This is a genomic window from Larkinella bovis (assembly GCF_042655385.1).
Taxonomy (GTDB): Bacteria; Bacteroidota; Bacteroidia; order Cytophagales; family Spirosomataceae; genus Larkinella; species Larkinella bovis.
Genome location: NZ_JBHSMA010000016.1, coordinates 50,187 through 76,728, shown reverse-complemented (window position 1 = coordinate 76,728; position 26,542 = coordinate 50,187). Strand labels below are relative to the sequence as shown.

The following is a 26,542-nucleotide window of genomic DNA, read 5'->3' as shown; positions in this document are numbered from 1 at the left end:
CGCCTTGTTTTGTAACCACTAAAACAAAAGGAGGTCGATCAGGCAAATTCGGTTCGGGCCTTGGCGACCAGATCCCGCATGTCCATGCTGCCGCTGGCCCCGTTGTTCGAACTATTTTGCCAGGATTGCACGGCAATCGCGCGCGGCCCTACGTCGCCATCCCAGAAACCAAAGACCGGCCCACCCGATTGTCCGGGGAAAACATCGGCCTGGTGGAGAATGGATTGCGCGTCGGCGTCGGTGCCATCAACCCGAAAACCGCCCTGCCAGGTCGGTCGCTGACCGCCGTTGAGATCGCCCGGATAACCCATGTGCGACCAGGCCGCCAGGCTGTCCCAGTCATCGTTGTACCCCCGGGCTCCCATCCAGCCGGTGGTTTCGCCCAGCCGACGATCCAGCACGACTACCACGTAATCGTAATTCCCTTCGTTGCCGGTGATGAAACCGTCGCCGTTTTCTTTCACATACCAGTAAATATGGGAGCCGTACGCTTCGCCGAAAGGCGCATCACCGTCGTAATAAGAAGGCGTAAACCGCACCCAGTCAGCGGCAAATCCCGCCGGAGCCGTCCAGTCGATTACGTGACTGACGGTGAGCAGGTGGCGCGGCCCAATCATGACCCCCGACCCGGTTCCGCGATTGGTTTGTACCAGTCCGACGGTTGACCAGGGGTAGGTCGTGTCCCGGAAGGCCCGGCGGTTATCGGTGCCGAAGATGGTGGTGGCAACCCGCCGATCGTCTACGACTTCGCGAATACTTTTGATGCTTTTCTGCAAATCCACCGGTTTGACATTGAAGCCCAGGTGATCCGGGATAAAACTGGTTAGCTGTTGGGCCAACACATCCTCGCTCACTTTCCGGCGTCCGGCTTTGACGGCTTCACCTTTTAAGGCCGGGGGCAACGCCCGGGTTTCGGCCCGAATACCATCAATTTCGACGATGATTTCCCAATGGTTCTGGTTGTCACCCCGATCCACGCGCTCCAGCCGGGTTTTAATCTGAGGCTCCCGTTCCGCATGAACGTGGAAGCGCCGTTCGATCTGAATGGGTGTGTCCCTGACGGCTTTATGCGCCTTAAAGTGCCGTTCCAGTTCCTTGAACTGTACCGGTTTTCCATTACTGTTTGGCATGGCTATTGGTTTGTTTAGAATGAAATTTCGGTTCCATACGGTTTTTTGGGCCGAAAACTTCCTGCAATACCCACTTTATTTTGATTTTGCCAATGCAATAATGGATAAATAAAAGAATTGCTCTCCCAAAAGGTCTATTGAACGGCAAAAGGTTTGAGGAAGCGGTAGCGGAATCGACGAAAGGCAAAGCAGTGTTCTGGGCGTGTCCGGGAATTGGGATGGAGGAAAGATTAGTTGGGATTTACCCGGCTGTTTTCAAAAGCTATTTTGGTTTTTGGGCGGGATCCTGTTCCTTTGTTACTCCATTTACTTACTGGAGTAAGAAGGTTTTCTCAGGCTTCCGGTGGGACCTACCTTATGAAAACGTCGACTTCTCAACGGATCATAAAGTAAAACCGTAGGCTTCATTGCTTACTAGCAGTGGAAGACCTGAGCGGTTTGCGGTTTTGGTTTATCGTTTCCGGTACCTTGCGTTTTGTTCGTGGAAAATCTCGGTCAATTGTTAACGAAAGCCAGCTAATCAAGTATCATCAACGGGTAACAAAAATGAATCTACGAATTGGAATGGGCGTTTTGGGTGTTCTGTCGGCGCTGGCGGCTTTGGTAGTGGTTCCGGGCTATGCGCCGAAAGAAGCGGAAACGCAGCCGGCCAGCCGCCCCAATGTGATCTTTATTTTTTCGGATGACCACGCCTACCAGGCCATCGGAGCCTACGGCGCCAAACTGGCCAAAACACCGAACATCGACCGGATTGCCCGGGAAGGGGCTATTCTGCACAATAACGTGGTCACCAACTCCATTTGCGGACCCAGCCGGGCGACGTTGCTGACCGGGAAATACAGCCATTTGAACGGTTATAAAGTAAACGAGCGTAAGTTCGACATCGACCAGCCGGTTTTTCCCGAAGAATTGCAGAAAAATGGTTACCAGACCGCCTGGGTGGGCAAAATGCACCTGGGGAGTCTGCCGCACGGTTTTGATTACCTGAACGTATTGCCGGGTCAGGGCCAGTATTACAGCCCGGATTTCATCAATTCCAAAGGCGATACGGTGCGCTACCCGGGCTATGTCACCAATGTTACGACCAAACTCTCGCTCGACTGGCTGAATCAGCGGGACAAATCAAAACCGTTCTTTCTGGTGGTGGGCCACAAAGCGACGCACCGCGAATGGCTGCCCGACATCCGGGATCTGGGTGCCTACGATAACGTGACCTTTCCGCTGCCCGCGTCGTTCTACGATGAATACGAAAACCGGGATGCCGCCAAAAACCAGGACATGACCATCGACAAAACGATGCGCCTGAAAGAAGACCTGAAAGTGCACCTCGATTACGAGAAGCGGGGAGCGTATAACCGGTTTTCACCGGAAGAAAAAAAGAAGTTTTACGATTACTACGAGAACCGGGTCAGCCGGGAGTTCGACGAGAAGAAGCTGAGCGGCAAGGCGCTGGTGGAGTGGAAATACCAGCGGTATATGAAAGACTATCTGGCGACGGCCAACTCCCTGGACCGCAACATCGGCGAACTGCTCGATTATTTGGACAAAACCGGGCTGGCAAAAAACACAGTGGTCGTTTACGCGTCCGATCAGGGCTTTTACCTGGGCGAACACGGCTGGTTCGACAAGCGGTTTATCTACGAAGAATCCCTGAAAACGCCGTTTGTGATCCGGTATCCGGGCGTGATCAAACCGGGTACGCAGGTGCATCAACTGGTTTCGAACATCGACTGGGCACCCACGGTGCTGAACCTGACCGGTACGGCCATTCCGAAAGAAATTCAGGGCGAATCGTTTCTGCCGCTGCTGAAAGGCCAGAAGACCAACTGGCGGCAGGAAGCCTATTACCACTACTACGAATACCCGGAACCGCACCGTGTTTCGCCCCATATCGGGTTGCGTTCCAGCCAGTACAAGCTGGTGCGGTTTTACGGACCAAAAGAGTACTGGGAATTATACGACCTGAAAAAAGACCCGCAGGAACTCCGGAATCTGTACGGGGTTAAAGGGTACGACGCGGTTACCGCCGATTTGAAGAAGAAACTGAACGACCAAATCCGGAAGTACAAGGACGATGAAGCACTCAAAATTGTGGAAAGCGGGGAGTAAAACGATCTGTAAGTGTCTGGTGAGAATCCTGTTTTGCAGCGTGTTCCTGACCGGATTTGTGGCCTGTAATTCCGAAACGAAATCGACCGCCGAACAAACCGCCGAGCCCGATAGCGGGGCGCACTGCGTGGCCAAAGGCATGCCGTCGCGGTCGGCGGCTATCCGGCAGGCGGCTTCGGCCACCGCTGCCGGCGCCGGCAGCACCGACGACATGGTCTGGATTCCCGGCGGTACGTTTCAGATGGGGTCCGACGAATTTCCGGATTCCCGCCCGCTGCATACCGTGATGGTCAAGGGATTCTGGATGGATGCCCACGAGGTAACCAACGCTGAATTTGCCCGGTTTGTGGCCGAAACCAAGTATGTCACCGTAGCTGAACGCCCGCTGAATCCGAAGGATTATCCGGGCGTTCCGGTGGATAAGCTGGTGCCGGGTTCGGCGGTTTTTAAACCCACCGCCCAGAAAGTTTCGCTGGACAACCCGCTGCAATGGTGGGAATACGTGGCCGGTGCCAGTTGGCAACACCCCGAAGGGCCAAACAGCAGCATCAAAGGCCGGGAAAACCTGCCGGTGGTACACGTGAGCTACGAAGATGCGGCTGCTTACGCCAAATGGGCCGGAAAACGCCTGCCGACCGAAGCCGAATGGGAATTTGCGGCCCAGGGTGGTCGGGGGAATCGCACCTACTACTGGGGGGAAGAACTAAAACCGGGGGGCAAGTGGGTTGCCAACATTTACCAGGGCGATTTCCCGAACAAAAATACGCTGGAAGACGGCTACGCTGCGGCTGCTCCGGTCAAGACGTTTCCGGCGAATCCGTACGGTTTATACGACATGGACGGGAATGTCTGGGAATGGTGTCAGGATTTATACCGACCTGATTATTACCGAAATAGTCCGAAAGATAACCCGAAAGGACCGACTGATAGCTATGATCCGGACGAACCCGGAGCCGTGAAGTACGTGCAGCGGGGTGGCTCGTTTCTGTGCAGCGATGACTATTGCATCCGGTACAAAGCCGGAAGCCGGGGGAAAGGAGAAGTCAGCAGCGGGAGCAACAACCTGGGATTCCGGTGCGTACGGGATAAATAGTAAAAACCGGTATTCCGACCCTAACCGGGTTTCGCGGGATTCAGTACCGCTCTGATAGGGTTTCAGGGATGGATTCGATAGATAAAAGACGCTTGACATCCGTGAAGGCAATATGAAATGGATCACCCGTGAGCGGCCCAAGATTGACCGCATTGCCTGTCCGTGGCTCATCAAGCGGTTTATTGATCCCGAGGCCGACATTATTTTCGTGCCCGACAAGCAGGTAAAACCGTTGGCGGAGTCGTTACAGGCCATTCCGTTCGATATTCCCGACGTGGAATTCACGCATTACGAAAATCAGTGTACGTTCGATTATTTCCTGAAAAAATACGAGCTGACCGATCCGGGCCTGCACATCATGGCGCCCATTGTCCGGGGGGCTGATACCGACGATCACGCGCTGGCCAGCCAGTCGGCGGGTTTGTGGGCCATTTCGGCCGGGCTGGCATTCATGATCCGCGATGATTACGAATTGCTCGAAAAAGGGATGCTGATGTACGACGCTCTCTACAACTGGGCTACGTATTTGCCCCAGGCGAAACACGTACAAAACCCGACCGAACACGTGCTTTTGCAGATTTACCGAACGTACCTGAGCCAGAAAGGCGAAAAGAAAAACCGGGTGCCCGGCTGGACGACCGAATTGCGGGAACTCATTCAGAATCATATCGATACGAACCTGAACCTAAGCCTGAAAACCGTCTCCGAGAATCTGGACATTAACCCCACCTATTTGTCGCGGGAGTTCGCGCGGTATTTCGACGACCTGACATTTGGTGAATACATCCGGAAAGCGCGGATCGAGAAAGCGATTCAACTGCTCGAATCATCCGAAAATACCTTGTCTGAAATTGCGTACCTGACCGGTTTTTCGGATCAAAGCCACTTCACGCGGATTTTTCGGCAGCATACCGGGAAAAGGCCCTCGGAATACCGAAAAAACCTGACAAAACGTAAAGCCGATTCCAAAGGTTGATTCTGTTCTATTTTGTAAACGCATCGTTTTCTAGCATTGTGGTGGAAGGGGCCGTCGGCGGTACGGTTTCCGTTTGTTTCACTCAAGGCTCGACTGACTGTGCGTACGTTTACAAGAATTGCTTTCTTTCAATTGCTCAGCCTCGGATTCTTCATGCGTTCCGGGACGGTTTCGGCGCAGGATAGCCCACCCGTTTACCCGCGTATTGCCGGTTATGTAGGGATTCTACACCCCCTTGTGACGTTCAGCAGCGACGGGACCGTAACCAATTTCAAGGATTATTACATCGGTGGTTTACCCACGGGGATCAACATCTGGAAAAGCCCGAAAATTGGATTTTCGGTTGAAATTGTGCCGCTGGTCCGGGCCGAAAACGGAACCAGCAAAGTGTCGAACCTGCTGTTTCACCCGGGCGTGCTGGTCAACCTCGGCCACGGGTTTACGTTTGCGGGCCGGGCGGCTTTCGAAACCGCCGGTCGGTATGGGTTTACACCGGTCTTGAACAAAATCGTCAAGAAGAACAAAAACAGCGGGTATTTTGTGGCCGTACCGATTCCGGTGCGGTTCGGAAACGATCACCCCGCCAGCGTGACGCTCGGTTTTCAGTTTGGTCTGGCCTTCTAATAAGAAGGCCCCCGGTTGGTTAATTTAACCGGGGCTGACGCATGTTTTAAAATGATTGGGTACAAAAAACCGGCCCGCCAGCGGGCCGGTTTTTTGTACCAGATGGATTCGGGTGTGCATGACTCCGCCGGATTATCCGGCCGGCGTTTTCGGGCACTACACAGAAGGTGGTGGTTCTTTCTAAGGGTTCTGATAATCAGTTGTCTACTAAGGATTGTTCTTCTTCGGCGGCTTTCAAAACCGCCTGCAATACGCCCGGAAATTTGGCTTCCAGTTCGTCGAGCCGCAGCGAGGTCAGGCTTTGGGTTCCTTCCGTCCGGATGCGCACGATACCGGCTTCGCGCAATACCCGCAAATGGTGCGACATGGTTGATTTAGCGACCGGCGTTGGAATGGCCCCGCAGGGTGCTTCGCACATTTTTGCCGCTAAACACTGCACGTAGTTCAACCGAACCGGATCGCTGAGGGCGTGCAGAATCCCCGTGAGCGTGATCTGATCGGGTGTAGGATGCTGATATTTTTTCATTTGCTTATTTCAACGGTCAGGATGTAACCACTTCCAAAAAAGGAGTAGGTACATCAATTGCTACTACAACGATTATTCCCGGTAAAAAAATTCAATTATTTTTTTCTACCGATGGAACCCATCAAAGGGCTGACTTGTTCGACATCCATAAAACATTAAAGTTCGATAAGTGTAGAACATTAAAACAATAGAAATGAATCATGGAATCGCAACAATCTATTCGAGCGACCTCATTAATGATCGGGATTTTCGTACTGGCGGTTGCCATCTTCGTCTTCACCCCCAAACTATTTTCTAATAAAGCCACTCCCGCTAAAAAACTAACTACCAGCGCACCTGCGTCTGATGATCAGCGCATTGTGGCTGATGTTTTCGTGGTAAAACCGGAAACGGTTGCCGAGGAGCTGCAAACTACCGGTACGATTGCCGCCAATCAGGAAGTGGATCTGGTCAGCGAAGTAGCCCGCAAGCTGACCCGGATTCACGCCCGCGAAGGCAGTTACGTGACGCAGGGAACCCTGCTGTTTAAACTGGATGATGCGGATTTGCTGGCTAAAAAGAAAAAAATCGCCCTCCAGGAAAAACTGGCCCGGCTCGACGAAAAGCGGTTCCGTGAACTGCTGGCGACCGAAGCCGTCAATCAACAGGAATACGACCAGATTGCCACCACCCTGAACGTGTTGCAGGCCGAACTGGCGATGGTGGACGTCGATCTGGCCAAAACCGAAATTCGCGCGCCGTTTGCGGGCAAACTTGGCCTGAACAAAGTCGATGTGGGCGCGTACGTGACGCCTTCAACGGTTTTGACCTCGCTGGATGATGTGAGCCAGGTCGAAGTATCGTTCACAATTCCCGAAAAATACGCTTCGTCCGTGCGGATCGGGCAGGCGATTCAGTTTACGACCGAAAACAGCAACCAGCCCTTCCGGGGAAAAGTCATTGCGACGGAACCGAAAACCGATCTGAACACCCGTAGTTTGCTGGTGAAAGCCATCAGCGAAAACCGCAGCGGTAAGCTCATTCCGGGCTCGTCGGCCAAAATCGCCTTTACGCTCCGCAGCACCACCGACGGCATCCTGATTCCGACGCAGGCGCTGATTCCGACCGCCAGTGGCTATTCGCTGTTCGCCCTCAAAAACGGGAAAGCCGAAAGCCGGGCGGTGAAAACCGGCAGCCGCACCAAAGGCACCGTTCAGATTCTGCAAGGGCTTTCGCAGGGCGATACGGTTTTGACCACCAATCTGCTCCGTCTGGAACCGGGTGCTGCGGTCCGGGCGGCCCAGGCAAATTGATGACCGATTGATTCAACCTTTCCAACCGCTGTACGGATGACAGGGCTGCCGGCGCCAGGATGATAGGGTGTTAAACCGACCACGGAATGCTACCCATCCGGCTCCGCAGGAACGAAATCCGTTCGATGAAGAAGTTAAGCCCCGGAAGGAGTGGCCTGAACATCCGTGCGCAGGTCGCTTCTCCGGGCACAACCTAAGTCTGCGTATCGATCACGTATATACCTTCTCGTTACCTTTTTTTTGCCTGTTCCACACGAATAGGCGCATTTTAGCCAATACAACCATGAGTTTATCAGGAATTAGTATTCAGCGGCCCGTGCTGGCCGGTGTACTCTCCGTATTGATTATTCTGTTCGGGATTGTCGGGTTTTCGTACCTCGGCATCCGGGAATATCCGGTCACGGATTCACCGATTGTAACCGTCACGACCACCTATCCGGGCGCGAGTCCCGATGTGATTGCCTACCAGATTACGAAACCGCTCGAAGAGTCCATTGGCGAAGCGAACGGGATTCGGACCATTTCGTCGGTTTCGCGCGAAGCCGCCAGCGTCATTACCGTTGAGTTTAATCTCGATGCCGACCTGGAAGCGGCCGCCAACGACGTGCGCGACAAAGTAACCAAAGCCCGGCGGTTGCTGCCCGCCGATGTCGATCCGCCGATTGTCGAGAAAGCCAATGCCGGTGATATTGTCATCTTTATGGCAGTCGAGAGTAAAACCCGGAACATTCTGGAAGTGAGTAACATTGCGTCGACTGTCATCAAGGAACGGATGCAAACCATTCCGGGCGTAAAGCGGGTTGGAATTGCCGGGGAGAAAAAATACGCCATGCGGCTGCGCATCGACCCGGCCAAGCTGTCGGCTTATCAGCTTACGCCCGTGGACATTGAACAGGCGTTGCGGAGAGAAAACGTGGATTTACCCTCGGGCCGGGTCGAAGGCGATCAGAACGAGCTGACGGTGCGGACGCTGGGCCGGTTGACGCAGGAAGCGGATTTCAACAACATGATCATCCGGCAGGAAGGCAACACCATCATCCGGTTTAAGGATATTGGGTACGCCGAACTGGGCGCTGAAAACGAACGAACCGCTATTCTGAACAGCCTGAAAGCCAATTCGCCGGTCATTGGGGTATTTGTCGAACCGCAGCGGGGCGCCAATGCCGTTGCCATTGCTGATGAATTTTACCGCCGGTTGAAAGAACTGCGCAAGGAAATCCCGGCCGAATACGAGCTAACCATCGGCAAGGATTTTACCGAACCCATCCGGGCGTCGATTTCGGAAGTGGAAGAAACGCTGTTTATCGCTTTCGGGCTGGTGATCCTGATTCTGTTCATCTTTCTGCGCGACTGGCGCTCCACCATCATTCCCGTCGTCGCCATCCCGGTTTCCATCATTTCGGCCTTTTTCATCATGTACGTGGCCGGTTATTCCATCAACATCCTGACGCTCCTGGCATTGGTGCTGGCGATCGGGCTGGTGGTCGATGATGCCATTGTGGTGCTGGAAAACATTTACGCCAAGGTTGAGGAAGGCATGAGTCCATTGCAGGCGGCTTTCAAAGGATCGTCGGAAATCTATTTCGCCGTCATTTCGACCACCATCACGCTGGCTGCGGTTTTTCTCCCGATTCTGTTTCTGCCCGGCATTACCGGGAAACTCTTTCAGGAGTTTGCGATCGTGGTGGCGGGTTCGGTGCTGGTGTCGGCCTTCGTGGCCCTGACGCTGTCGCCGATGATGAGCGCCTATCTGCTGAAACGGCAGGAAAAACCGAACTGGCTGTACCGGAAAACCGAACCGTATTTTATCGCCCTGAACCGGGCCTACGAAAAGTCACTCGGCTGGTTTCTACGGGTGCGCTGGCTGGCGTTTGTGGCGCTGGCGGCTACGTTTAGCCTGATTTACGTCATTGGTAAACAACTCCCGTCGGAGCTGGCCCCGCTGGAAGACCGCTCGCAGATCAGTCTGGCGGTGCTGGCACCCGAAGGGTCGTCGTACGAATACACCGAAAAATACATGAACGAAATCGCCAAATTCTCGGTCGATTCGACGCCCGGTTTGTTCCAGACGTATTCGATTCTGGCACTCACGTTCGGGCCGCCCGCGCCGGTCAATATTGCCATTCAGAACACCTTCCTGAAAAAAGCCGGTGAGCGGAACACTACCCAGGCCGACGTCTTTCAGATTTACGCCCGCAATGCGCAGCAGTTCCGGGGCGTGCTGGTGTTCCCGGTGCAGCCGCCGACGATCGGGAGCCGGTTCGGGCAGGCGCAACCCGTGCAGTACGTGTTGCAGGCCCAGAACCTGGCGACGCTGACCGACGTGCTGCCCAAATTCATGGCCGAGGCCCGCAAAAGCGAGGTGTTGCGGTTTGTCGATTCGGACTTGAAAGTGAACAAACCGGAACTCGTCCTGAAAATTAACCGCGACAAAGCCGCCGAGTTGGGCATTTCCGCCGTCGAAATTGCCCGCAGTCTGCAACTCGCGCTCAGCGGACAACGCTACGGGTATTTTATTTACAACGACCGGCAATACGAGGTAATCGGGCAACTTCAGCGGCAGGAACGCGACACGCCCTACGATCTGAAAGCCCTCTATGTCCGAACCCGAACCGGCGACATGGTGCCGCTCGACAACCTGGTTTCGTTTAAAGAAAGCATCAGTCCGGCGGCCATTTACCGCTACGACCAGTCGATTTCGGCGACGGTTTCGGGCGGTCTGGCACCCGGAAAAACCATTGGCGATGGCGTGGCCGAAATGAACCGGATTGCCCGGAAAGTGTTGCCGCCGAGCATCAAAACCTCGCTGGCCGGTGAGTCGCGCGACTTCTCGGAAAGCTCGTCGAGCCTGCTGTTTGCCTTCATTTTCGCGCTGGTGCTGATTTACCTGATTCTGGCCGCCCAATTTGAAAGCCTGGTTGATCCGTTCATTATTCTGCTGACGGTGCCGATGGCCATGACCGGCGCGCTGCTGAGTCTCTGGATTTTCGGCCAGACGCTGAATATTTTCAGCCAGATCGGGATTATCACCCTGATCGGGCTGATTACCAAGAACGGGATTCTGATTGTCGAGTTTGCCAATCACGGCAAGGAACAGGGCCTGAGTCCGCTCGAAGCCGCCAAAGTAGCCGCAGCCTCGCGCTTCCGCCCGATTCTGATGACGAGCCTGGCCATGATCTTCGGGGCCATTCCGATTGCGCTGACCGAAAACAGCCGCAACTCGCTCGGAACCGTCATCGTGGGCGGTCTGCTCTTCGCCGGTTTGCTGACCCTTTACATCATTCCGGCGGTGTATTCGTATTTCTCCCGCGTTCCGAAACCGAAAAAAGAGGAAGTCCTGGAACTGGTTTGAAAACCGGTATTCGGTTTATGGTTTACAGTTTTCGGTATTAGCTGATAGTCAGGAAGATATCTTTGTTCGTAAACCGTAAACCGAATACCCTAAACTGAACAATGCTTTATCATGAAACCGTATTTATATCCAATTGCCTTTTCACTTCTCCTGATCTCCGGAAAACCGGCCTTTGCGCAGGTCCGACTGCTGACGATGGAAACCGCCGTTAAGGTGGCGCTGGAGAAAAACCGGGATTTGCAGGTCGCGACGCTGGAAACTGCCAAATCGGGGCAGAAAGTCCGCGAGGCCCGGAGTTATGCCCTGCCCACAGTGTCGGCTTCGGCCCAATACCTGTATTTTCCGCAGAAACAGGTTTCGTTTTTGCCCGGAAGCTTTGTGGGTTTGGGTGAAAATGAGCTGGCCACCTTCCGGGTGGGCGGTTCCAACGCCTTTCTGGGCGGAGTGGCGGTGTCGCAACCGCTTTTTCAGGCCGGCATTGGGGCCGGCATCCGGGCGGCCCAGCTGTACGAAACCGCTTCGGCGGAGGAACGCAACGAAGTGCGGGCCAGCGTCGTTACGGATGTGAAAAAAGCGTATCTGGATGTGCTCATTACGCAGGAGCAGCTTCGGTTGCAGGAACAGAGCCTGGCGCGGAACGTGCAGGCGCTGAAAGATGCCCGGTCGTTGCTGGCGCAGGGCCGGGCGTCGCGGGTGGATACCCTGCGGGCGTTTGTTTCGGTCGAAAACCTGCGTCCTGTTCTTAGTCAACTGAATAACCGGGTGGAAATTACCAGGACGGTTTTAAAACGGACGATGGGGCTGGACGAGCAGGAAGCGATCGATTTGCAGGATTCGTTGCGGTATGATCCGAACGCACTGGTAGCGCCGGGAGCCGATGCGTTTTTTGAAGCCGTGCAGGCCCGGCCCGAAATCCACCGGCTGGAACTGACGGAAAAGCTAAACCGGGAGCAAATTGCCCTGCAAACCGCCGAGCGAGCGCCCAAACTGTCGGCCATTGGTCTGTTGCAATCGCAGGCGCAGGCCAATCATTTGCGGTTTGATCGTTACAGCTGGCCGCTCAGTTCGTACATTGGGTTGCAACTGAATGTGCCGATTTTTACCGGTTTTCGGACGGCTTCCCGGATTCAGCAGGCCGTCATTACGCGGCAGCAAAGCGAAACCCAATTGGCCAACCTGAAGGAAGTGGTCCGGGCACAGGTGAAAATTGCCCTGTCCAACCTGGCCGAAGCCCGGCTGCGCATCGCCACCCAGCAGCAAACCGTTGCAGTGGCCGAACTCGGTTACCGCATCACCCGCGATCGCTGGAAGCAGGGCATTGCCTCACGGCTGGATATGTCCGATGCCGAGTTTTCACTAACGCAGGCCAAAGCCCATTATTTACAGGCCATCTACGATTACCAGACGGCTGCGGTTGAACTGGATAAAGTGCTCGGGCGAATCTGACGAACTACCGGAGGGTATTGCACGGAGAAGCCGGAACGGCGGCTGAAGGGCAATCGTCTCCGGGTTATAACCATCTTGAACAGCGGTAGGATGTTTCGTTTATCCGCCGTTTAAGTGGATGATGTACACCGTATGGTAATCGTTAGTATACAGGCTTTGAATGAGTTAATTATAATCAGAGGGGGAGCTAACGGGAATCATAGCCTGATTGGGGGATAAGCGTCAATTTTACCGCCAGCCATTTCCCAGGGATTTGGTAAGGACCTTCCAAAGGCTATGCTACCGATGAATCATCCGTTACGTTTTTTGCTGAAACTGGTACTAATAGGGTTTTTACAAAATTCGCAGGCGCTGGCTAAACCGACGTGGACTTTCAGCGTTGTGGTAGCGGTTGAACAACAAACCGCAGACTTTCATCAGTTGAAGATTGGTCAACCGATCGACCAGATTGTCAGAGCCCAGATTGCCACGGTGAATGCCAATTTCAATAGGGGCACCGGCTTCAATGGGATTTATGACTTCCGGGTTGATTCCATCTACGTATTTGATGGTCCGGCGGCTCTGGAAGTGTTTCGGGCTCATCCCCGTTTTACCTATTGTGTGGTCGTTGACGGGGCTTTTACTCCCAATTCGACGGGGGGCGGCTGGTACGGCGATCATCAGACCATCTATCATAAATGGACCTGGAGTAACGATCTGGCCAGTGGGCCCTTTGGCCCGGGAGCAACCGACGGGCTGACCCACGAGTTTGCCCACGCCCGCGGAGCCATTGATCTCTATGGCTTAAGCGTTGAAGGCTCGAAAAATCCGGTTAACAATACCGCGTTTAAGACGGTCAGTTCCATTATGGATTATCCTTATGGTAATATTACGTGGGATGAGCACACCACGCATCTACTCAATTCTACTGCCGACGGCCCGATTGAGGGCGATGCGTGGATTACGCGTCCATTCCCCGGCACGATCGGCATTCAGGTCAGCAGTGCGCAGGGAATGCCCCTTGACCAGGCCAGGCTGGAGCTTTATCCGGTCGAATGGTTTTCGTATTCAGTTAAGCCAATCCCGGTAGTGACGGGCTACACGAATAGCCAGGGCATCTATGATTTTGTATCGAACCCGTACGGGCCTTTGTCGAACGATTCTCCCTGGCATATTCGGTATCCCAACTTCCTGCTTAAAGTGACTTATAGCAATGTTGTAGTATATCAATGGATGCCTTTATACGAGGTGCAGAACGCGTTCTTTCGGAATGGCGCTGACTCGGCGTATCGTACAGAACTCGTATTCCCGATCAATCTGCCGACCATTACCATCACAGAACTGAATGTGGCGCACAGCTGTCCCGGGAGTGAACTTCAGGCCCGGTTTCGTCTATCGGGATCGTTTGATGCCAACACGGAGTTTAGGCTGGTGGTTGTCGATCAATGGAATAATTCATACCAGATAGGGAGCCTGAAAGGGGTGGGAGCGGGCGTCATTTCGGGAACGCTTCCGTACCTGCTGCCAGCTGAATATACCCTTAAAATAGTCAGTACGAACCCTTCCGTTCAAAGCAATGCGTATCCGTTCACACTCGATCCATCGCCCGCGCGGCCCATGGTTCAGCCGGTCTATCTGTGTGAAAATACGCCCGCCTTACCGCTGGAGGCCGTTGGGCAAAACCTGCGCTGGTATGCAAGTGGGGGGGCGGTTTTATCCGGAGCCCCAACCCCGAATACGAGTAAGCCGGGGAATCAATTCTATTATGTTACCCAAACCATTGAGGGCTGCGAAAGCGATAAGGCCAGCCTTCGTGTGGTGGTGCAGATCAAGCCTACGTTGTCCGTGAATGGAACCACAACGGCCATCCTCGGCTCCGAGCGACCGCTGCGGTTGTTCTTTACCGGTGGTGGGCCTTATAGTTATTCGTTATCGAATGGCCTGACTGGAACCGCTTCGCAGGATACAACGCTGTTGGTAGTACCAGAGCAGACCATGACCTATCAGGCCGTTGGTGTGCGTAACCAGTGTGGCGCCGGTGAGGTCGTTGGCAATGGGGCTACCATAACGGTGCTTATTCCCCGGCTTCAGACCTTGTCGTTATCGACTACTGCCCTGTGTGGCGGTGGCCATTTTAGCGTTGGCTATCAGACAACCGGGTCTTTTACGGCCGGGAATGTCTTTAAAATTCAGGTAGCGAAAGTAGGGGAGGATTCGACAAAGGCGGTATTTACTGATCTGGTTTCCAGTCAGCCTGGCAATGGATTGTTGTCCGGTACAATGCCCGTTGGAACCCCGGCGGGTGCGTATTGGGTCCGCGTGGTGGCAACCAACCCTAAAATTCCCATTGTGGGAAACATCAGCCCTACGGTCTTACAGGTATTGCCCCAACCAACGGCCACGCTGATGAAGAGTCAGACGATTGTGGAAGGGCAGGATGCGTCCCTGATGGTGACCTTCACCGGCCAGAGTCCCTGGACCTTTACCTGGCAGGACAGCACGGCTTCCGGGCTGGGCGGTATGCAGTCGGTGGAGACGGGTGCGAATCCGTATGTTTTTACAGTAAGGCCGCTTAAGTCAACGGTTTATCAGTTGGTGTCTGTCCGGAATGAATGTGGCGCCGGGACGGTCCTGGGGAGTCGGGCGGTTGTTACGGTCAGTCCCATTTTAGGGGTTGACGACGAATGGCAGGCCGTAACCGTAGACGTTTTTCCGGTTCCTGCGACCACCGAGTTAACCATCCGATGGAGAGAAAAACAAATGGCAAAGCCCGCTCAGGTAACGATGGTGAATTTGAAGGGTGAGGTTTTGCTACAGTGTCAGATGAATGCGGACACCATAAGCCTCCCTATAAGCCGTTACTCGGCGGGTACCTATTTTCTTCGGATTCAGATCCGGGATAGATGGGTGTGGAAGCGGGTCATAAAGCAGTAAAAGTTCACCGGGGAACCGCCTTTCGAGCCGTCCCCCGGTGGTTTTAGCGGTATGGCGCCAGGGCTGAACACCTTACTTCGCCGGAACCGTTCCGTACACCAGTCGCAGGTACCGGTTTTGCAGGTTGGAAAAATACACCCACAGGAGGAGGGTGATGATAAGCAACAGGCTGACCGATAGTGGGTTGGTTAGATACGGGAAGGCCATCAGAATCAGGAAACAAGCCCGGGTTATTTCCAGGTAAAAGACCCATTGCCGTTGTTCGAGCAGGGCACCACAGTTGACCAGCGTAATGAGAATAAAGAGCGCAATCAGGGTTTGATGATAGACGGAAACCTGTTTTTCCAGCAACAGAAAGACGAACAGAATGGTCAGAATACCGATGAGCTGGCCGAGTACGTAGCCCCGAAACCGGCGGCTGGTCGCGTGAACCGACGAACGGGATAAGAACCGCTTCTCCAGCTGATCGCGAATTTCCGGGTCGATATCGTCCGGGCGGCCAAACAGAACCTTGATTTTGGGGATAAAACCGGGGGTTCGCCGGACGGTTTCGAACAGTTCCATCATGAAGTGAAACTGCTGCCACAAAAAGCTGTGGCTTTCGAGCGGTTTGGTCAGGCCGTAGACTAATTCCACCGCTTCTTCTTTTTCTTCGACGAAGGTGCCAAACAGTTTGTCCCAGATAATCAGCACGTCCCCGTAGTTTTTATCGAGGTATTCGGGGTTGCTGGCGTGGTGGACGCGGTGGTGCGAGGGCGTCACCAGAATGTATTCGAGCCAGCCCAATTTGCCGATGGTGCGGGTGTGAATGAAAAACGGGTACAAACCGTGCAGAATCAGCAGGGTCGTGATCATTTCGGCGGGAAAACCGATCAGCGGCAGAATGGACCAGAAACCGGTACGAATCAGCGCCTGAAAAACCGTAATCCGGGCCGAAACCGTGTAATTGAAATCTTCGCTCTGGTGGTGAACCACGTGCGCACTCCAGAACAGGTTGATTTCGTGGGCGAGCCGGTGGTACCAGTACCAGACAAAGTCGGTTGCCAGAAAAAGCGCTACCCAGCCCAGCACACCCGGCTGGAGATCAAAGAGTGCGTAATGCCGGTGGATGTACTCGTAAAAAAAGTAAAAAAGGCCGACCGTGAACGTGTCCAGCAATCGTTCGGCAATGCCAACGTTGAGGTTGGCAACCGAATTATTGAACCGGAAGTAGTCTTTTTTCTGCCATTTGGCAACGAGGTATTCCAGCCCCATGAAAAATAGAAAGAAGGGAACTGCCAGTGCCATCCAATTCAGATTCATCGCATCCATACAAGTTACCTGTAAAAAGTTATAAAAATAGGTTGACTGAACTTTTCCGCCGGATGTTGATTGGGGTGCCTCTACGTCCCGCTTACCTCGTTCTTTTCCGACAACACCTGCATTTGCAAAAAGGATCGAAAAACCGCTGCCTTTATTTAATGATAGTTTTGCCCGATCGGGCAAAACCGGCAGCCCGCGCCCAACGGTTTATAAACGGCTGAGCCGCTCGCCGGCCCGCAACAGCGTGTCATCGTCTTTGGCGAAACAGAAACGCAGGATTCTGTAATCGTTTCTGGCCCGGTAAAACACCGAAACCGGGATCGATGCCACACCGATTTCCTTCGTCAGGCGAATGGCCAGATCATAATCGGGCTCATCCGTAATCGCCTGGTAGGAAACGGTCTGGAAGAAACTTCCTTCGGTGGGGCGGAACTGAAACCGGGAACCACGCAGGCTCTCCAGAAACAGATTTCGTTTGCGTTCGTAGAAATCTGGCAGGGTTTCATAATGGACCGGATTTTTCAGGTAATCGGCCAGCGCGTGCTGGATGGGCGTCACTGTGCTGAATGTCAGGTACTGGTGGATTTTTCGGAACTCCGTCGTTAACGCTTTCGGTGCGAGGCAATACCCAATTTTCCAGCCCGTGATGTGAAACGTTTTGCCAAACGAACCGCAGACAAACGTGCGTTCCTGCAAAACCGGATGCGTGGCCAGCGATTGATGCGGCCGGCCGTCAAACCGGATGTGCTCATACACCTCGTCGCTTACGATCCAGATATCCCGGTCTTTGACGAGGGCGGCCAGTTGCGCTAGGTCGTCCGCCGTCCAGACGCGGCCCGTCGGGTTATGGGGCGTATTGACCAGAATCAGCCGGGTCTTGTCCGTGATTTTCCCCCGCACGGTTTCCCAGTCAATGGTGTAATCGGGCGGAGTCAGCGTGACCAAAACCGGAATTCCACCGTTCAGTTCGATGGCCGGAACGTAGCTGTCGTAGGCGGGTTCGAAAACCAGCACCTCGTCTCCCGGCCGAATCACGGCGGTAATGGCCGCAAACAGGGCTTCCGTTGCGCCGGACGTCACGGTTATTTCGGTTTCGGGATGGTAGGAAATACCGTACAGGTCTTCCGTCTTTTGGGCCAGTGCTTCGCGCAGAGCGGGCACACCCGTCATCGGGGCATACTGGTTAAATCCTGTTTTGAGGTACTTCTCCACTAATTTTACGAGCTCGGGCGAACAGTCAAAACCCGGGAATCCCTGCGACAGGTTGATAGCCCCCGTTTCGGCAGCGAGTTTGGACATAACCGTAAAAATGGTCGTTCCAACCCACGGTAGTTTGGATGCCAGCGCACCCAATCCGGTTTCAGTCATGGTTAGTTTTCCTTAGTCCAACTTCTCTATTGTGTCAATAGAGTCGATTTTCCAATCGAACTGGTTGACGCAATTGGCCCCGAAAAGTACAAAAATTTTAAATATCCTCCTGGTAAACATAGTTTTTCTATAAATTTTATAGGCTTTATGCCCGAGAGACGGTTTTTTGAGGGACAGGCCGTAAGTAAATTCCCGGAAATCTGTTCCGGCGGGACCCTGGGGGCGAATGGTGGAAAAAGGCGGTTTTTAGTAGGTTACCAGCAGGGTGCCACGGTATTCAGGGAGTTCCGACTGGTTGGTTTTGATCCGGTACTGATAATTCCCGGCCTGTACTTTCCGGTCCTGGTAAGTGCCATTCCAGGGTTTTTCGTACCCTTTCGAGTAAAAAACGACCTCGCCCCAGCGGTTATAGATCGTCACCTCGCAGTCCGGGAACTGGTCGGTATTGCGAATTTCCCAGACATCGTTTATGCCGTCATGGTTGGGCGAAAAAACATCGGCCATAAAGAGCTGTTTCAAAACATCGACCCGTACGTTTTTTTCGGTGCGACATTCACCGGGCGCGGTTACGGTCAGTTGGTAGGTGGTCGGCGCTGCGGGCGTCGCCGTCGGTGTTTGAACGGTTGGGTCCGATAAACCGTCGGGAGGTTCCCACAAAAAGCTATTTGTTGCTCCCTGGATGGTCGGTTTTAACGTGATCGAGTTCCCCATCAGCACCGTGACCCGTTCGGGCAGATGGACTTCCGGGGGTGCTTCGACCCGCACCTGGCGGGTAATCACCGCCGGACAGGGGGAATTTCCGGCGTAGGTATACGTGAGGGTGTGCAAACCCACTCCGGCTTTCGAGGGATCAAACTGGTTGCCCGCTACGCCCGGACCCGAAAAGGTGCCCCCCGCGGGGCTGGCCACGAGTAAAACCGATTCGGTGCGAGTTGCACAAACCGGGGTCAGGGTATCGAATTGCAGGTCCGGGCGTGGGATAGCCGCCAGAATGAGCGGAGCCGAAAGCGCGCTACAGCCGTTCGCATCCGTAATTCGAACCTCATACGAACCGGCCTGACCAACCAGCCGCGTGGCGGCATCGCTGGTGTTGAGGGACGTCTTGTTAAAAAACCACTCGTAGGTATAATTCGCCCCGATGGAAGCGTCCAGACGTACCTCGCCATCCTGACAAATGGCCGACAATGAGCTGGTTATAGCCGCTTTGGGATTTGGATGGACGATCACCGCCAGGCTGTCGCGGCTGGCACAGGCCGCCGATGAGGTGGCCCGGATACCGTACAGACCGGCTTTGGTCACCGTCAGCGATGGGCCGGTTGACCCCAGTAAAAGCGCACCATCGGCGGTCCATTGGTACGTGACGCCGTTTTCGGGCTGAACCGACAGGATCGTGGACTCGCCTTCGCAGAGCGGCAGTTCTTCGCCGGAGGTGATTTTGGCCGCCGGGGGCGGTAAGGCCCGGGCTTTGGTTATTTTAGAGATCGTATCGTTGCCGCAGGTGGCCGCAAAGCTCTTGACAACGGCGTAATCGCCCGGTTCGCTGACGATCAGGGTTGCATTCGTCGCGCCCGCAATGTTGAACCCATTTTTTTGCCACTGGTACGACCAGAGCGGATCAGCTTCGGTCGATAAGGTTACGGTCGTTCCTTCGCAGAAGGGTACATCCAGCATTTCGACGTTTTTGTGACGGATGATCGGTGGGGGTGGGGTGTTGTTGCCGCAATCGACGACCGGCATCTGAAATTCGCGCCGGATGGCCCCAATCCGAACGCCGTTGCGGTATTCTTCGCACAAAACCGCAAAGATGAACAGGCCGGTCTGGCTGGCCGTTACCCGCAACTCCCCGGTTTGCGGGTCAATTTTCAGCGGTGGATTACCGGGAATGGAACTGGCGGCACCGAAACCCGGCAGCCAGTTTACTTCGGGGTACGTTGCGTGCGAGTCGCCGTTTCCGACCGTATTCTGTCCGGTATTATCCGTATAACCGGCCAGGGGTGTTACCAGCGAATACCGGAGCTGGTCGCCATCGGCGTCGGTAGCGCCGAAATTGATCTGGAAGGGTTTGCCGATGCAAATGTAGTCGCCGTTGGGAAAACTAAACTGCGGGCTGGAGTTGGTAAAAGCAGCGCCGTTGCGGACCACGGCCGGAAATTCCATGTAAAACACCATGCCTTCTCCGCCCGGATTCTGGATGTTGCTGATGTCGGCACTACGGCAACAACGGTCCCAGATGACGTAATAACCGCCGGGGTCGGTGTAAATGGCCGGATTCAGATACACGTCCGAGCTGTAATTCATCGCCAGTACGCTCAGATTGCGCAGATCGGCGCAGGCTTGGTTGTCGTAGCGGACCCGTTGCGACGAGGTCTGGCGAACCGTGACGGTATTGACCCGGGCGTGGTCGCTTTTCCGGAAAACAAACAGATTGATTTGGGTTTCGTAGGTATTGGGCGCTGCGTTGGCCTGATCCAGATACAGCGTCAGGGTTAGCGTGTAATAATTAGCCCGGTTTGCCACCCGAAGACTCATGTCTCCGCCGTAAATGTGTTTTCCAAAGGAGGGAAGGGCTATAAAAACCAGCAAAAAAAGACAGAAGGCGATCCCAAACCGCCGAATCACCGGAATACCTGCCAGGTTCCGGTCCAACGACACATTCATAATCAGGTCTTGTAAAATGTGGAAGCATAACACTGAACTACAGGATTGTGAGGGATACAGCTGACTCGAAAAGATACGGACTTCGTCGCGGTAACCGGTTAGGATGTTACCGAAATTGACGGAACGGTATCTTGTAATACGCAAACGCCCCGCAGAATGTTGCGGGGCGAAAACAAGGTCCGGAAAAAGGACGGTTTTTAGTTGACGACGTTGCGGGCGCTGCCGCTGAAAAAAGCGCGGATATTTTCGGCAGCTTCGTGCAACAGGCGCTGGCGGGATTCCCGGGTTGCCCAGGCCAGGTGGGGAGTGATCAGGCAATTTCGGGCCGAATACAGCGGATGATCGGCCGATGGAGGCTCCGTGCTTAACACATCCAGCCCGGCACCGGCCAGCCGGTCGTTGTTCAGGGCCTCGACCAGATCGGCTTCATTAATGAGGGCGCCCCGGCTGGTATTGATCAGAAAGGCTGACGGTTTCATCTGGTTCAGTAATCCACGGTTGACAAACCCCCGGTTTTCGTCGGTCATCGGGCAGTGGAGCGACACGACGTCGCTTTCGGCAAAAAGCGTATCCTGATTGACATACCGAATGCCTTCCGGTGGTGGGGTGTCGGTATGCCGCCGGTTCACCAGAATGTGCATGCCAAAGGCCCGGCCGATGGCGGCTACGCGTTGCCCAATATCGCCAAAACCGACCAGGCCCAGCGTTTTGCCGGCCAGTTCAACCAGCGGTTTTTTCCAGTAACTGAAATCCGGATTGCGCGCCCAGTCGCCCGCCCGAACACTTTCGGCGTGCAGACCGATATGCTGCGTGAGTTCCAGCAGCAACGCGAACGTAGCCTGTGCGACCGAATCGGTGCTGTAGCCTTTCACGTTGGTGACGATGATGCCGAGTTCACGGGCCGCTTTGACGTCAATAATATCGTAGCCCGTCGCGGTTACGCCGATGTACCGCAGTCGGGGCAATTGCTCCAGTGTCTGCCGGTCCATCTTTATTTTATTGACCAACACCATGTCGGCATCTTTCAGCCGTTCGACCAACTGGTCGGGGGCCGTACGGTCGTAGAGCGTACTACTCGTGAGGGAGGTGAGCGGAGCCCAGTCGAGGTCGCCGGGGTTCAGGGCGTAGGCGTCTGCGTAAACAAGGTTCATGGGAAAAAGTTGGATAAGGCCGAAAGATACGGCAAAAACCGGGCATCACTCACCTTGCTGCACAAACTCCAGCGCCCGGCGCTCGATCCAGGTAAACTCGTCATTGCGAACGGCAAAACCGACGTGCCCCCCGGTTTTGGGCGTTTCCAGGTAGATGTTCGGATGTTTGTCGGCCAGCCACGCGGGCGAGCATTCGGAAGACAGGAGGGGATCGTTCTGGGCGTTGACGAGCAAGGTCGGCACCGCTATGTCGGGCATGTAATTAACCGCCGACGCCTGGGTGTAAAAATCATCGGCGTCGCGGTAGCCGTTGACCGGGGCCGAAAAAAACTGGTCGAAATCGCGCCAGTGCCGTACCTGCTGCAGGTTGGTCATGTCCAGTTTTCCCGGAAACCGGTCGGCTTTCTGTTGCAGTTTGAGGATCAGTTTTTTCATAAACCGGTTGCGGTAAAACCGGTTTCGCGGCAGGTCGAGTTGCCGGACACTGGCTTCGAGGTCCGTTGGCGACGAAACCGCCACCACTTTCCGGAGGGCATCCGGCCCGTTCTTGCCGTGAACCCCGGCGTATTTCAGCGCAATATTGCCCCCCATGCTGTAGCCAACCAGCACCAGTTCCCGGTACGGTTTGGTCCGCAGCACGTGCTGAATGACTTCGCCGAGGTCGTCGATTTCGCCGTGGTTGTAAAGCCGGAAGGCCCGGTTCATTTCACCGCTGCACGACCGGCAGTTCCAGGCCAGCACATCCCAGCCGTTTTGGGCGAAGAGTTTAGCCGTGCCTTTGATGTAATGCCGGTGGGAATCACCTTCCAGTCCGTGCGTCATGATGACAAGTTTGTCGCTCCGCCGGTCGATCCAGTCCAGGTCCACAAAGTCGCCATCGGCCAGGGTCAGCCGTTCCCGCTCGTAGGTCACGCCCTCAATCCGGCGGAACATACTCGGAATAATTGTCTGGAGGTGGCCGTTAATCAGATACCGGGGCGCTCCGGGGTAAGAAGAATGTCGGAGAACCGGCATACGTTAACCTTTTGATCGTTATTCTGTTATTTTTAACGAAATTTAGTCTGGTTGGTTCCCATTATGGAAGTTACAAAATATTTATCGGTTGTTGTTGCGAGTATGGTGAAGTTTGTGGGCGGTCCGGTAACCGGCATCGCCGTAGGGCTGAACTGGGTAGAAACCTGGCTGTTTACGGTGGCCGGCATGATGGCCAGTGTGATGTTGGTGACGTATGCGGGTACGGCTTTACAGGCGTTGATCAACCGGTTCCGTCGCTCGGCTCCCCGCCGGTTTACACGCCGGACGCGGCTGGCGGTCCGGGTCTGGAAACGCTCCGGTATGCTGGGAATTGCTTTCCTGACTCCTCTCTTACTGACGCCCATTGGCGGAACTATCCTGGCGGTTTCGTTTAAAGTAAACCGTTCCCTGATTTTCAGTTATATGCTGATCAGCGCCTTGTTCTGGGGGATCGTTTTTACCCTGGCGGTTTATCAGCTACCGGACTTGTTCAGTCGGTTTACAAGCAGCGAAACCGGAAAGTAAGCCAGTGCGCTTATTTTGCCGCCTGACCGCTCCATTCGTTCCAAACGGCTTTGGCAACCTGCGCAATGACGTTTTCCCGGTCGGCATCGCTGGCTTTTGAATCGGCCACAAAAACCGCAAGGGCCAGATGTTGACCCGATGGCAGGGTGATAATCCCGACATCGTTGGTGGCCCGCGTAAAACCGTCGAATGTCCGGGAGCTGCCCGTTTTGTGAGCGACTTCCGTTCCGGCTGGCAGCAAGCCTTTGAGACGACGCGGACCTGTGGGCGTTTCGGTCAGGATACGCCGAAGCAGGTCGGTGCTGGAGGCCGAAAGTTTTTGTCCCTGATGAAAAACCGTTAGCAGATTTACCATCGACTCCGGTGACGCCCAGTTGCGGTATTGAACCGTTTCGCTGGTGCCCATCTCTTTTTCGGTGGTTGCCACCCGAATACCGTTTATGCTCAGGGAACGCAGGTATTGGGTCACGTTCGCGGGGCCTCCGAGCGTCTTCAGCAGGACATCGCAGGCCGTTCCGTCGCTTTCCGACGCCATAAACCGGAGCAGTTCGGCCAGCGTCAGTTCGACGCCCTGCGGATTGGTATCCCGGATGGGGCTGTGTTGCCGGGGGCCAACGAAATCATTTTTGTCAACCTGAATTTTCTGGCCCAGGCTTAGTTTTCCCTGATCGACCTGCTGAAGTACGGCCATGGCGATGGGAAATTTGTAAACGCTTTGCATCGGAAAATGGCCCGATGGGTCGAGGCTGATTGATTGGCCCGTTTCGATGACGGTGGCCATCATACCGACCCGACCCTGGGCGGTTTTGGCGATTTTCTGGATTTTTTCGGCTAACTCGTCCGAACGGTGGTGGGCGGTTTTACTCTGAACAGCAAATGGAAGCAAGAATAGAAAGAACAGATACTTCTTCATTGGATGAAAAAAAGAGATGGTGAACGGGGTAATTTTATAAACGATCCCTTTACTGCGTTTAGGGTTGTAAAGGCTTGGTTGATAAAGGCGGTTTGCTGAAGATGGTCTTGCCGTAGGGTATCAGCCTTTTGAGACGTGGGCGTATGAGTGAGCTGTTTTGGTTGGGATAAACGACCGTTTCACCCGATGCACAACGTTCCCGGCCGTAGGCTGAAAAGCGAACCCCGGTCACAGCATTCGTCAGCTGTCAGTGTAGTTTGTCGGATTAAGCGATAGATTTTACCGCTCTATTAAGTTACCGACTCACGGGAGCCGCCGGTTTGGTTTTCTTCCGGAAATCCCCGCGCGAGAAGAATTTCTCGATCAGGCAATAGAGCAGGATAAAGAAATACCGGCTGCCCATCTCCTTGATTTTCAGCTTCGATTCGCCGTATTTCCGGTTCGTCCAGCTATTGGGCACGACGGCAAAATTATAGCCGCGTACCATGGCTTTCAGCGGTAATTCAACGGTCAGATTAAAGTGGGGCGACAGGAAAGGCTTCAGGCCCTCCATCGTTTCCCGCTTGTAGAGCTTAAACGCGTTGGTGGTGTCGTTGTAGCGAATGCCGAGCATCATCCGGATGATGAAGTTGGCCAGCCGGTTGATGTATTTTTTGAGGGGCGGATAATCGACGACCTTGCCGCCCTTGCTCCAGCGGCTGCCAAAAACACAGTCGTAGTCACCCTCCAGCATTTTGTAATAAAACTTCACGAGATCCTCCGGATCGTCGGACATATCGGCCATGAAAACCGCTACACAGTCGCCCGTAAACCGTTCCAGTCCGTAACGAACGGCGTATCCAAAACCATTTGGACCGGGGTTGGTGAAATACACCAGCGTCGGGATTTCGTGCGTCAGCTGTTCCAGAACTGCCCGGGTATTGTCTTTGGAGTTGTCGTTGGTCACGCAGATTTCGTGCGGGATACCGTATTTCGACAACGTAACGTACAACGACCGCAGCGTCTCCGGAATGGAATCCTGTTCGTTATAGGCGGGAATAACTACACTTAGCTTCATGATCGATCCATTAAACGGTAAGGCATTAGCCGAATGGCACTGTACAATTTAAAAAGTGGGGCCGGTACAATATAATGCTGGATAATTTCTTTAGCAACCTGTGTCTTGGGTTTCCCCAGATACAGGTATTTCAGGGCAAATCCCAACCGCCGGAAATAACTGTTCTGATACTGCCTGGCCTCCAGCATGAGTTTATAATACCGGGCGATATTTTTCCGAAGCAGTTTGTCGTATTTGTAATTCAGTTCGCGGTTGATGTTGGAATACATCTCGATCCGGTTATTCAGAAACGCCCGATCCTTTTCGTTATCGGCATAGCTGACCCCGGCCCGGTTTTTCCGGTAAACGGACATCGTTTCGTCAATGTAACCGATCGAACCGGCTTTGGCCAGCAGGACGTTCCGCGGAATATCCCCGCTTTGGGATTTGTAAAACCAGGCCGGGTATTCCGGAATGGCATTTTTCCGGAACATGATGCTGGAGGTTGCCATGAAAAAAATCTCCTCCTCGCCAATCAGATCATCGATGGTGTACGCCGGTTTTTTGTCCTTCACCAGTTCATACGACTCGTATTGTTCATCTTCGAAAACCTTCAGGGCATTCGTAAAGCAGGCCGAATATTCGGGATGCTGGTCGAGCATATCGGCCTGCTTTTGTAATTTATGGGGATTGATCCAGTAATCGTCGCCGTCCATCTGGGCCAGGTATTCGCCCCGCGCTTCCTGGAAGGTCGCCAGCGCGTTGTACATTCCGTTATTGCCCAGGTTTTTCGGATGCAGCAGCAACCGGATTTTATCGGGGTAGCGAGTCTGGTATTCCGCCAGAATTTCGCGGGTATTGTCTTTGGAAAGATCGTCGCCTACAATGATTTCAAAGTCGAAGTCAGTTTGCTGGCACAAAACGCTGTCTAACGTCTGCCGAATAAACTTTGAGTGATTGTATGTAAAAATGCAAACACTGACCTTCATCGCACCTGAAATTTAGTACTAAACTAATGTATATTATATGAACAGAGCGTCGCAAAAGTACCCTGCTCTGGGGCTAATGTCAACTTAATCAGCACCATTTTAGTAAATGAACGCCGTTTCTGCCG

Annotated in this window: 19 protein-coding genes; 9 read left to right on the top strand and 10 right to left on the bottom strand. The window is 54.1% G+C overall.

From position 1 onward, the window contains the following. Positions 1-38: 38 nt before the first annotated feature. Entirely contained in the window at positions 39-1,130 is a 1,092-nt protein-coding gene (locus ACFPMF_RS26250; RefSeq protein WP_379850798.1) for a trypsin-like serine peptidase, read from the bottom strand. A gap of 546 nt (positions 1,131-1,676) precedes the next feature. Between ACFPMF_RS26250 and ACFPMF_RS26245 the strand changes: the two genes are divergently transcribed. The 4 genes from ACFPMF_RS26245 (at position 1,677) to ACFPMF_RS26230 (ending at position 5,932) form a co-directional block, all read left to right on the top strand. Further along, the gene (locus ACFPMF_RS26245) at positions 1,677-3,239 is read left to right on the top strand and encodes a sulfatase family protein (RefSeq protein WP_379850796.1); all 1,563 of its coding nucleotides are present in this window, start codon (positions 1,677-1,679) and stop codon (positions 3,237-3,239) included. Next, positions 3,205-4,332 carry a formylglycine-generating enzyme family protein gene (locus ACFPMF_RS26240; RefSeq protein ID WP_379850794.1) on the top strand — a complete coding sequence of 376 codons (1,128 nt, stop codon included), beginning with the start codon at positions 3,205-3,207 and terminating at the stop codon, positions 4,330-4,332. Before ACFPMF_RS26245 ends, ACFPMF_RS26240 begins: the two co-directional genes overlap by 35 nt. A 112-nt stretch (positions 4,333-4,444) precedes the next feature. After that, a complete protein-coding gene (locus ACFPMF_RS26235; protein ID WP_379850792.1) occupies positions 4,445-5,308 on the top strand; it encodes a chromate resistance protein ChrB domain-containing protein in 864 nt (287 codons plus the stop codon). A 153-nt stretch (positions 5,309-5,461) separates the two neighbouring features. Further along, positions 5,462-5,932 carry a hypothetical protein gene (locus ACFPMF_RS26230; RefSeq protein ID WP_379850790.1) on the top strand — a complete coding sequence of 157 codons (471 nt, stop codon included), beginning with the start codon at positions 5,462-5,464 and terminating at the stop codon, positions 5,930-5,932. A 196-nt stretch (positions 5,933-6,128) separates the two neighbouring features. Here ACFPMF_RS26230 and ACFPMF_RS26225 read toward each other — a convergent pair whose 3' ends face one another. Beyond that, positions 6,129-6,458: an ArsR/SmtB family transcription factor gene (locus tag ACFPMF_RS26225; protein WP_379850788.1), complete on the bottom strand. Its 330-nt coding sequence runs from the start codon at positions 6,456-6,458 to the stop codon at positions 6,129-6,131. 200 nt (positions 6,459-6,658) lie between these two features. Between ACFPMF_RS26225 and ACFPMF_RS26220 the strand changes: the two genes are divergently transcribed. From ACFPMF_RS26220 to ACFPMF_RS26205, 4 genes are all read left to right on the top strand, one after another. Next, on the top strand, positions 6,659-7,750 hold the full coding sequence (locus tag ACFPMF_RS26220; protein ID WP_379850786.1) for an efflux RND transporter periplasmic adaptor subunit: 1,092 nt from the start codon (positions 6,659-6,661) through the stop codon (positions 7,748-7,750). A gap of 283 nt (positions 7,751-8,033) precedes the next feature. Then, positions 8,034-11,102 carry an efflux RND transporter permease subunit gene (locus ACFPMF_RS26215; RefSeq protein ID WP_379850784.1) on the top strand — a complete coding sequence of 1,023 codons (3,069 nt, stop codon included), beginning with the start codon at positions 8,034-8,036 and terminating at the stop codon, positions 11,100-11,102. A 111-nt stretch (positions 11,103-11,213) separates the two neighbouring features. Continuing rightward, the gene (locus tag ACFPMF_RS26210) at positions 11,214-12,548 is read left to right on the top strand and encodes a TolC family protein (protein WP_379850782.1); all 1,335 of its coding nucleotides are present in this window, start codon (positions 11,214-11,216) and stop codon (positions 12,546-12,548) included. Between the two features lie 285 nt (positions 12,549-12,833). Next, complete coding sequence (locus tag ACFPMF_RS26205; protein WP_379850780.1) at positions 12,834-15,461, top strand: T9SS type A sorting domain-containing protein; 2,628 nt, start codon at positions 12,834-12,836, stop codon at positions 15,459-15,461. A gap of 72 nt (positions 15,462-15,533) precedes the next feature. Here the strand turns inward: ACFPMF_RS26205 and ACFPMF_RS26200 are convergent, their stop codons facing one another. From ACFPMF_RS26200 to ACFPMF_RS26180, 5 genes are all read right to left on the bottom strand, one after another. Beyond that, a complete protein-coding gene (locus ACFPMF_RS26200) occupies positions 15,534-16,763 on the bottom strand; it encodes a sterol desaturase family protein (protein ID WP_379850778.1) in 1,230 nt (409 codons plus the stop codon). Positions 16,764-16,970: 207 nt separating this feature from the next. Then, entirely contained in the window at positions 16,971-18,131 is a 1,161-nt protein-coding gene (locus tag ACFPMF_RS26195; RefSeq protein ID WP_379850776.1) for a methionine aminotransferase, read from the bottom strand. Positions 18,132-18,377: 246 nt separating this feature from the next. Further along, positions 18,378-20,789: a gliding motility-associated C-terminal domain-containing protein gene (locus tag ACFPMF_RS26190; protein ID WP_379850774.1), complete on the bottom strand. Its 2,412-nt coding sequence runs from the start codon at positions 20,787-20,789 to the stop codon at positions 18,378-18,380. Positions 20,790-20,986: 197 nt separating this feature from the next. Continuing rightward, positions 20,987-21,940 (bottom strand): D-2-hydroxyacid dehydrogenase, encoded by a 954-nt coding sequence (locus ACFPMF_RS26185; RefSeq protein ID WP_379850772.1) that lies wholly within the window; start codon positions 21,938-21,940, stop codon positions 20,987-20,989. A gap of 45 nt (positions 21,941-21,985) precedes the next feature. Continuing rightward, a complete protein-coding gene (locus ACFPMF_RS26180; RefSeq protein ID WP_379850770.1) occupies positions 21,986-22,954 on the bottom strand; it encodes a YheT family hydrolase in 969 nt (322 codons plus the stop codon). A 63-nt stretch (positions 22,955-23,017) separates the two neighbouring features. Between ACFPMF_RS26180 and ACFPMF_RS26175 the strand changes: the two genes are divergently transcribed. Further along, positions 23,018-23,479: a hypothetical protein gene (locus ACFPMF_RS26175; protein ID WP_379850768.1), complete on the top strand. Its 462-nt coding sequence runs from the start codon at positions 23,018-23,020 to the stop codon at positions 23,477-23,479. 10 nt (positions 23,480-23,489) lie between these two features. Here the strand turns inward: ACFPMF_RS26175 and bla are convergent, their stop codons facing one another. From bla to ACFPMF_RS26160, 3 genes are all read right to left on the bottom strand, one after another. Beyond that, positions 23,490-24,392 (bottom strand): class A beta-lactamase, encoded by a 903-nt coding sequence (gene bla, locus ACFPMF_RS26170; RefSeq protein WP_379850766.1) that lies wholly within the window; start codon positions 24,390-24,392, stop codon positions 23,490-23,492. Positions 24,393-24,687: 295 nt separating this feature from the next. After that, on the bottom strand, positions 24,688-25,449 hold the full coding sequence (locus ACFPMF_RS26165) for a glycosyltransferase family 2 protein (RefSeq protein WP_379850764.1): 762 nt from the start codon (positions 25,447-25,449) through the stop codon (positions 24,688-24,690). Further along, complete coding sequence (locus ACFPMF_RS26160; protein WP_379850762.1) at positions 25,446-26,417, bottom strand: glycosyltransferase family 2 protein; 972 nt, start codon at positions 26,415-26,417, stop codon at positions 25,446-25,448. Before ACFPMF_RS26160 ends, ACFPMF_RS26165 begins: the two co-directional genes overlap by 4 nt. Positions 26,418-26,542: the final 125 nt, after the last annotated feature.

Bases quoted from the DNA above. Each gene is read 5' to 3' on its own strand.
- ACFPMF_RS26250 (WP_379850798.1), bottom strand. From the start codon at position 1,130: ATGCCAAACAGTAATGGAAAACCGGTACAGTTCAAGGAACTGGAACGG.
- ACFPMF_RS26245 (WP_379850796.1), top strand. From the start codon at position 1,677: ATGAATCTACGAATTGGAATGGGCGTTTTGGGTGTTCTGTCGGCGCTG.
- ACFPMF_RS26175 (WP_379850768.1), top strand. From the start codon at position 23,018: ATGGAAGTTACAAAATATTTATCGGTTGTTGTTGCGAGTATGGTGAAG.
- ACFPMF_RS26200 (WP_379850778.1), bottom strand. From the start codon at position 16,763: ATGAATCTGAATTGGATGGCACTGGCAGTTCCCTTCTTTCTATTTTTC.
- bla (WP_379850766.1), bottom strand. From the start codon at position 24,392: ATGAAGAAGTATCTGTTCTTTCTATTCTTGCTTCCATTTGCTGTTCAG.
- ACFPMF_RS26240 (WP_379850794.1), top strand. From the start codon at position 3,205: ATGAAGCACTCAAAATTGTGGAAAGCGGGGAGTAAAACGATCTGTAAG.
- ACFPMF_RS26215 (WP_379850784.1), top strand. From the start codon at position 8,034: ATGAGTTTATCAGGAATTAGTATTCAGCGGCCCGTGCTGGCCGGTGTA.
- ACFPMF_RS26160 (WP_379850762.1), bottom strand. From the start codon at position 26,417: ATGAAGGTCAGTGTTTGCATTTTTACATACAATCACTCAAAGTTTATT.
- ACFPMF_RS26220 (WP_379850786.1), top strand. From the start codon at position 6,659: ATGGAATCGCAACAATCTATTCGAGCGACCTCATTAATGATCGGGATT.
- ACFPMF_RS26190 (WP_379850774.1), bottom strand. From the start codon at position 20,789: ATGAATGTGTCGTTGGACCGGAACCTGGCAGGTATTCCGGTGATTCGG.
- ACFPMF_RS26230 (WP_379850790.1), top strand. From the start codon at position 5,462: ATGCGTTCCGGGACGGTTTCGGCGCAGGATAGCCCACCCGTTTACCCG.
- ACFPMF_RS26205 (WP_379850780.1), top strand. From the start codon at position 12,834: ATGAATCATCCGTTACGTTTTTTGCTGAAACTGGTACTAATAGGGTTT.
- ACFPMF_RS26225 (WP_379850788.1), bottom strand. From the start codon at position 6,458: ATGAAAAAATATCAGCATCCTACACCCGATCAGATCACGCTCACGGGG.
- ACFPMF_RS26180 (WP_379850770.1), bottom strand. From the start codon at position 22,954: ATGCCGGTTCTCCGACATTCTTCTTACCCCGGAGCGCCCCGGTATCTG.
- ACFPMF_RS26235 (WP_379850792.1), top strand. From the start codon at position 4,445: ATGAAATGGATCACCCGTGAGCGGCCCAAGATTGACCGCATTGCCTGT.
- ACFPMF_RS26185 (WP_379850772.1), bottom strand. From the start codon at position 21,940: ATGAACCTTGTTTACGCAGACGCCTACGCCCTGAACCCCGGCGACCTC.
- ACFPMF_RS26195 (WP_379850776.1), bottom strand. From the start codon at position 18,131: ATGACTGAAACCGGATTGGGTGCGCTGGCATCCAAACTACCGTGGGTT.
- ACFPMF_RS26165 (WP_379850764.1), bottom strand. From the start codon at position 25,449: ATGAAGCTAAGTGTAGTTATTCCCGCCTATAACGAACAGGATTCCATT.
- ACFPMF_RS26210 (WP_379850782.1), top strand. From the start codon at position 11,214: ATGAAACCGTATTTATATCCAATTGCCTTTTCACTTCTCCTGATCTCC.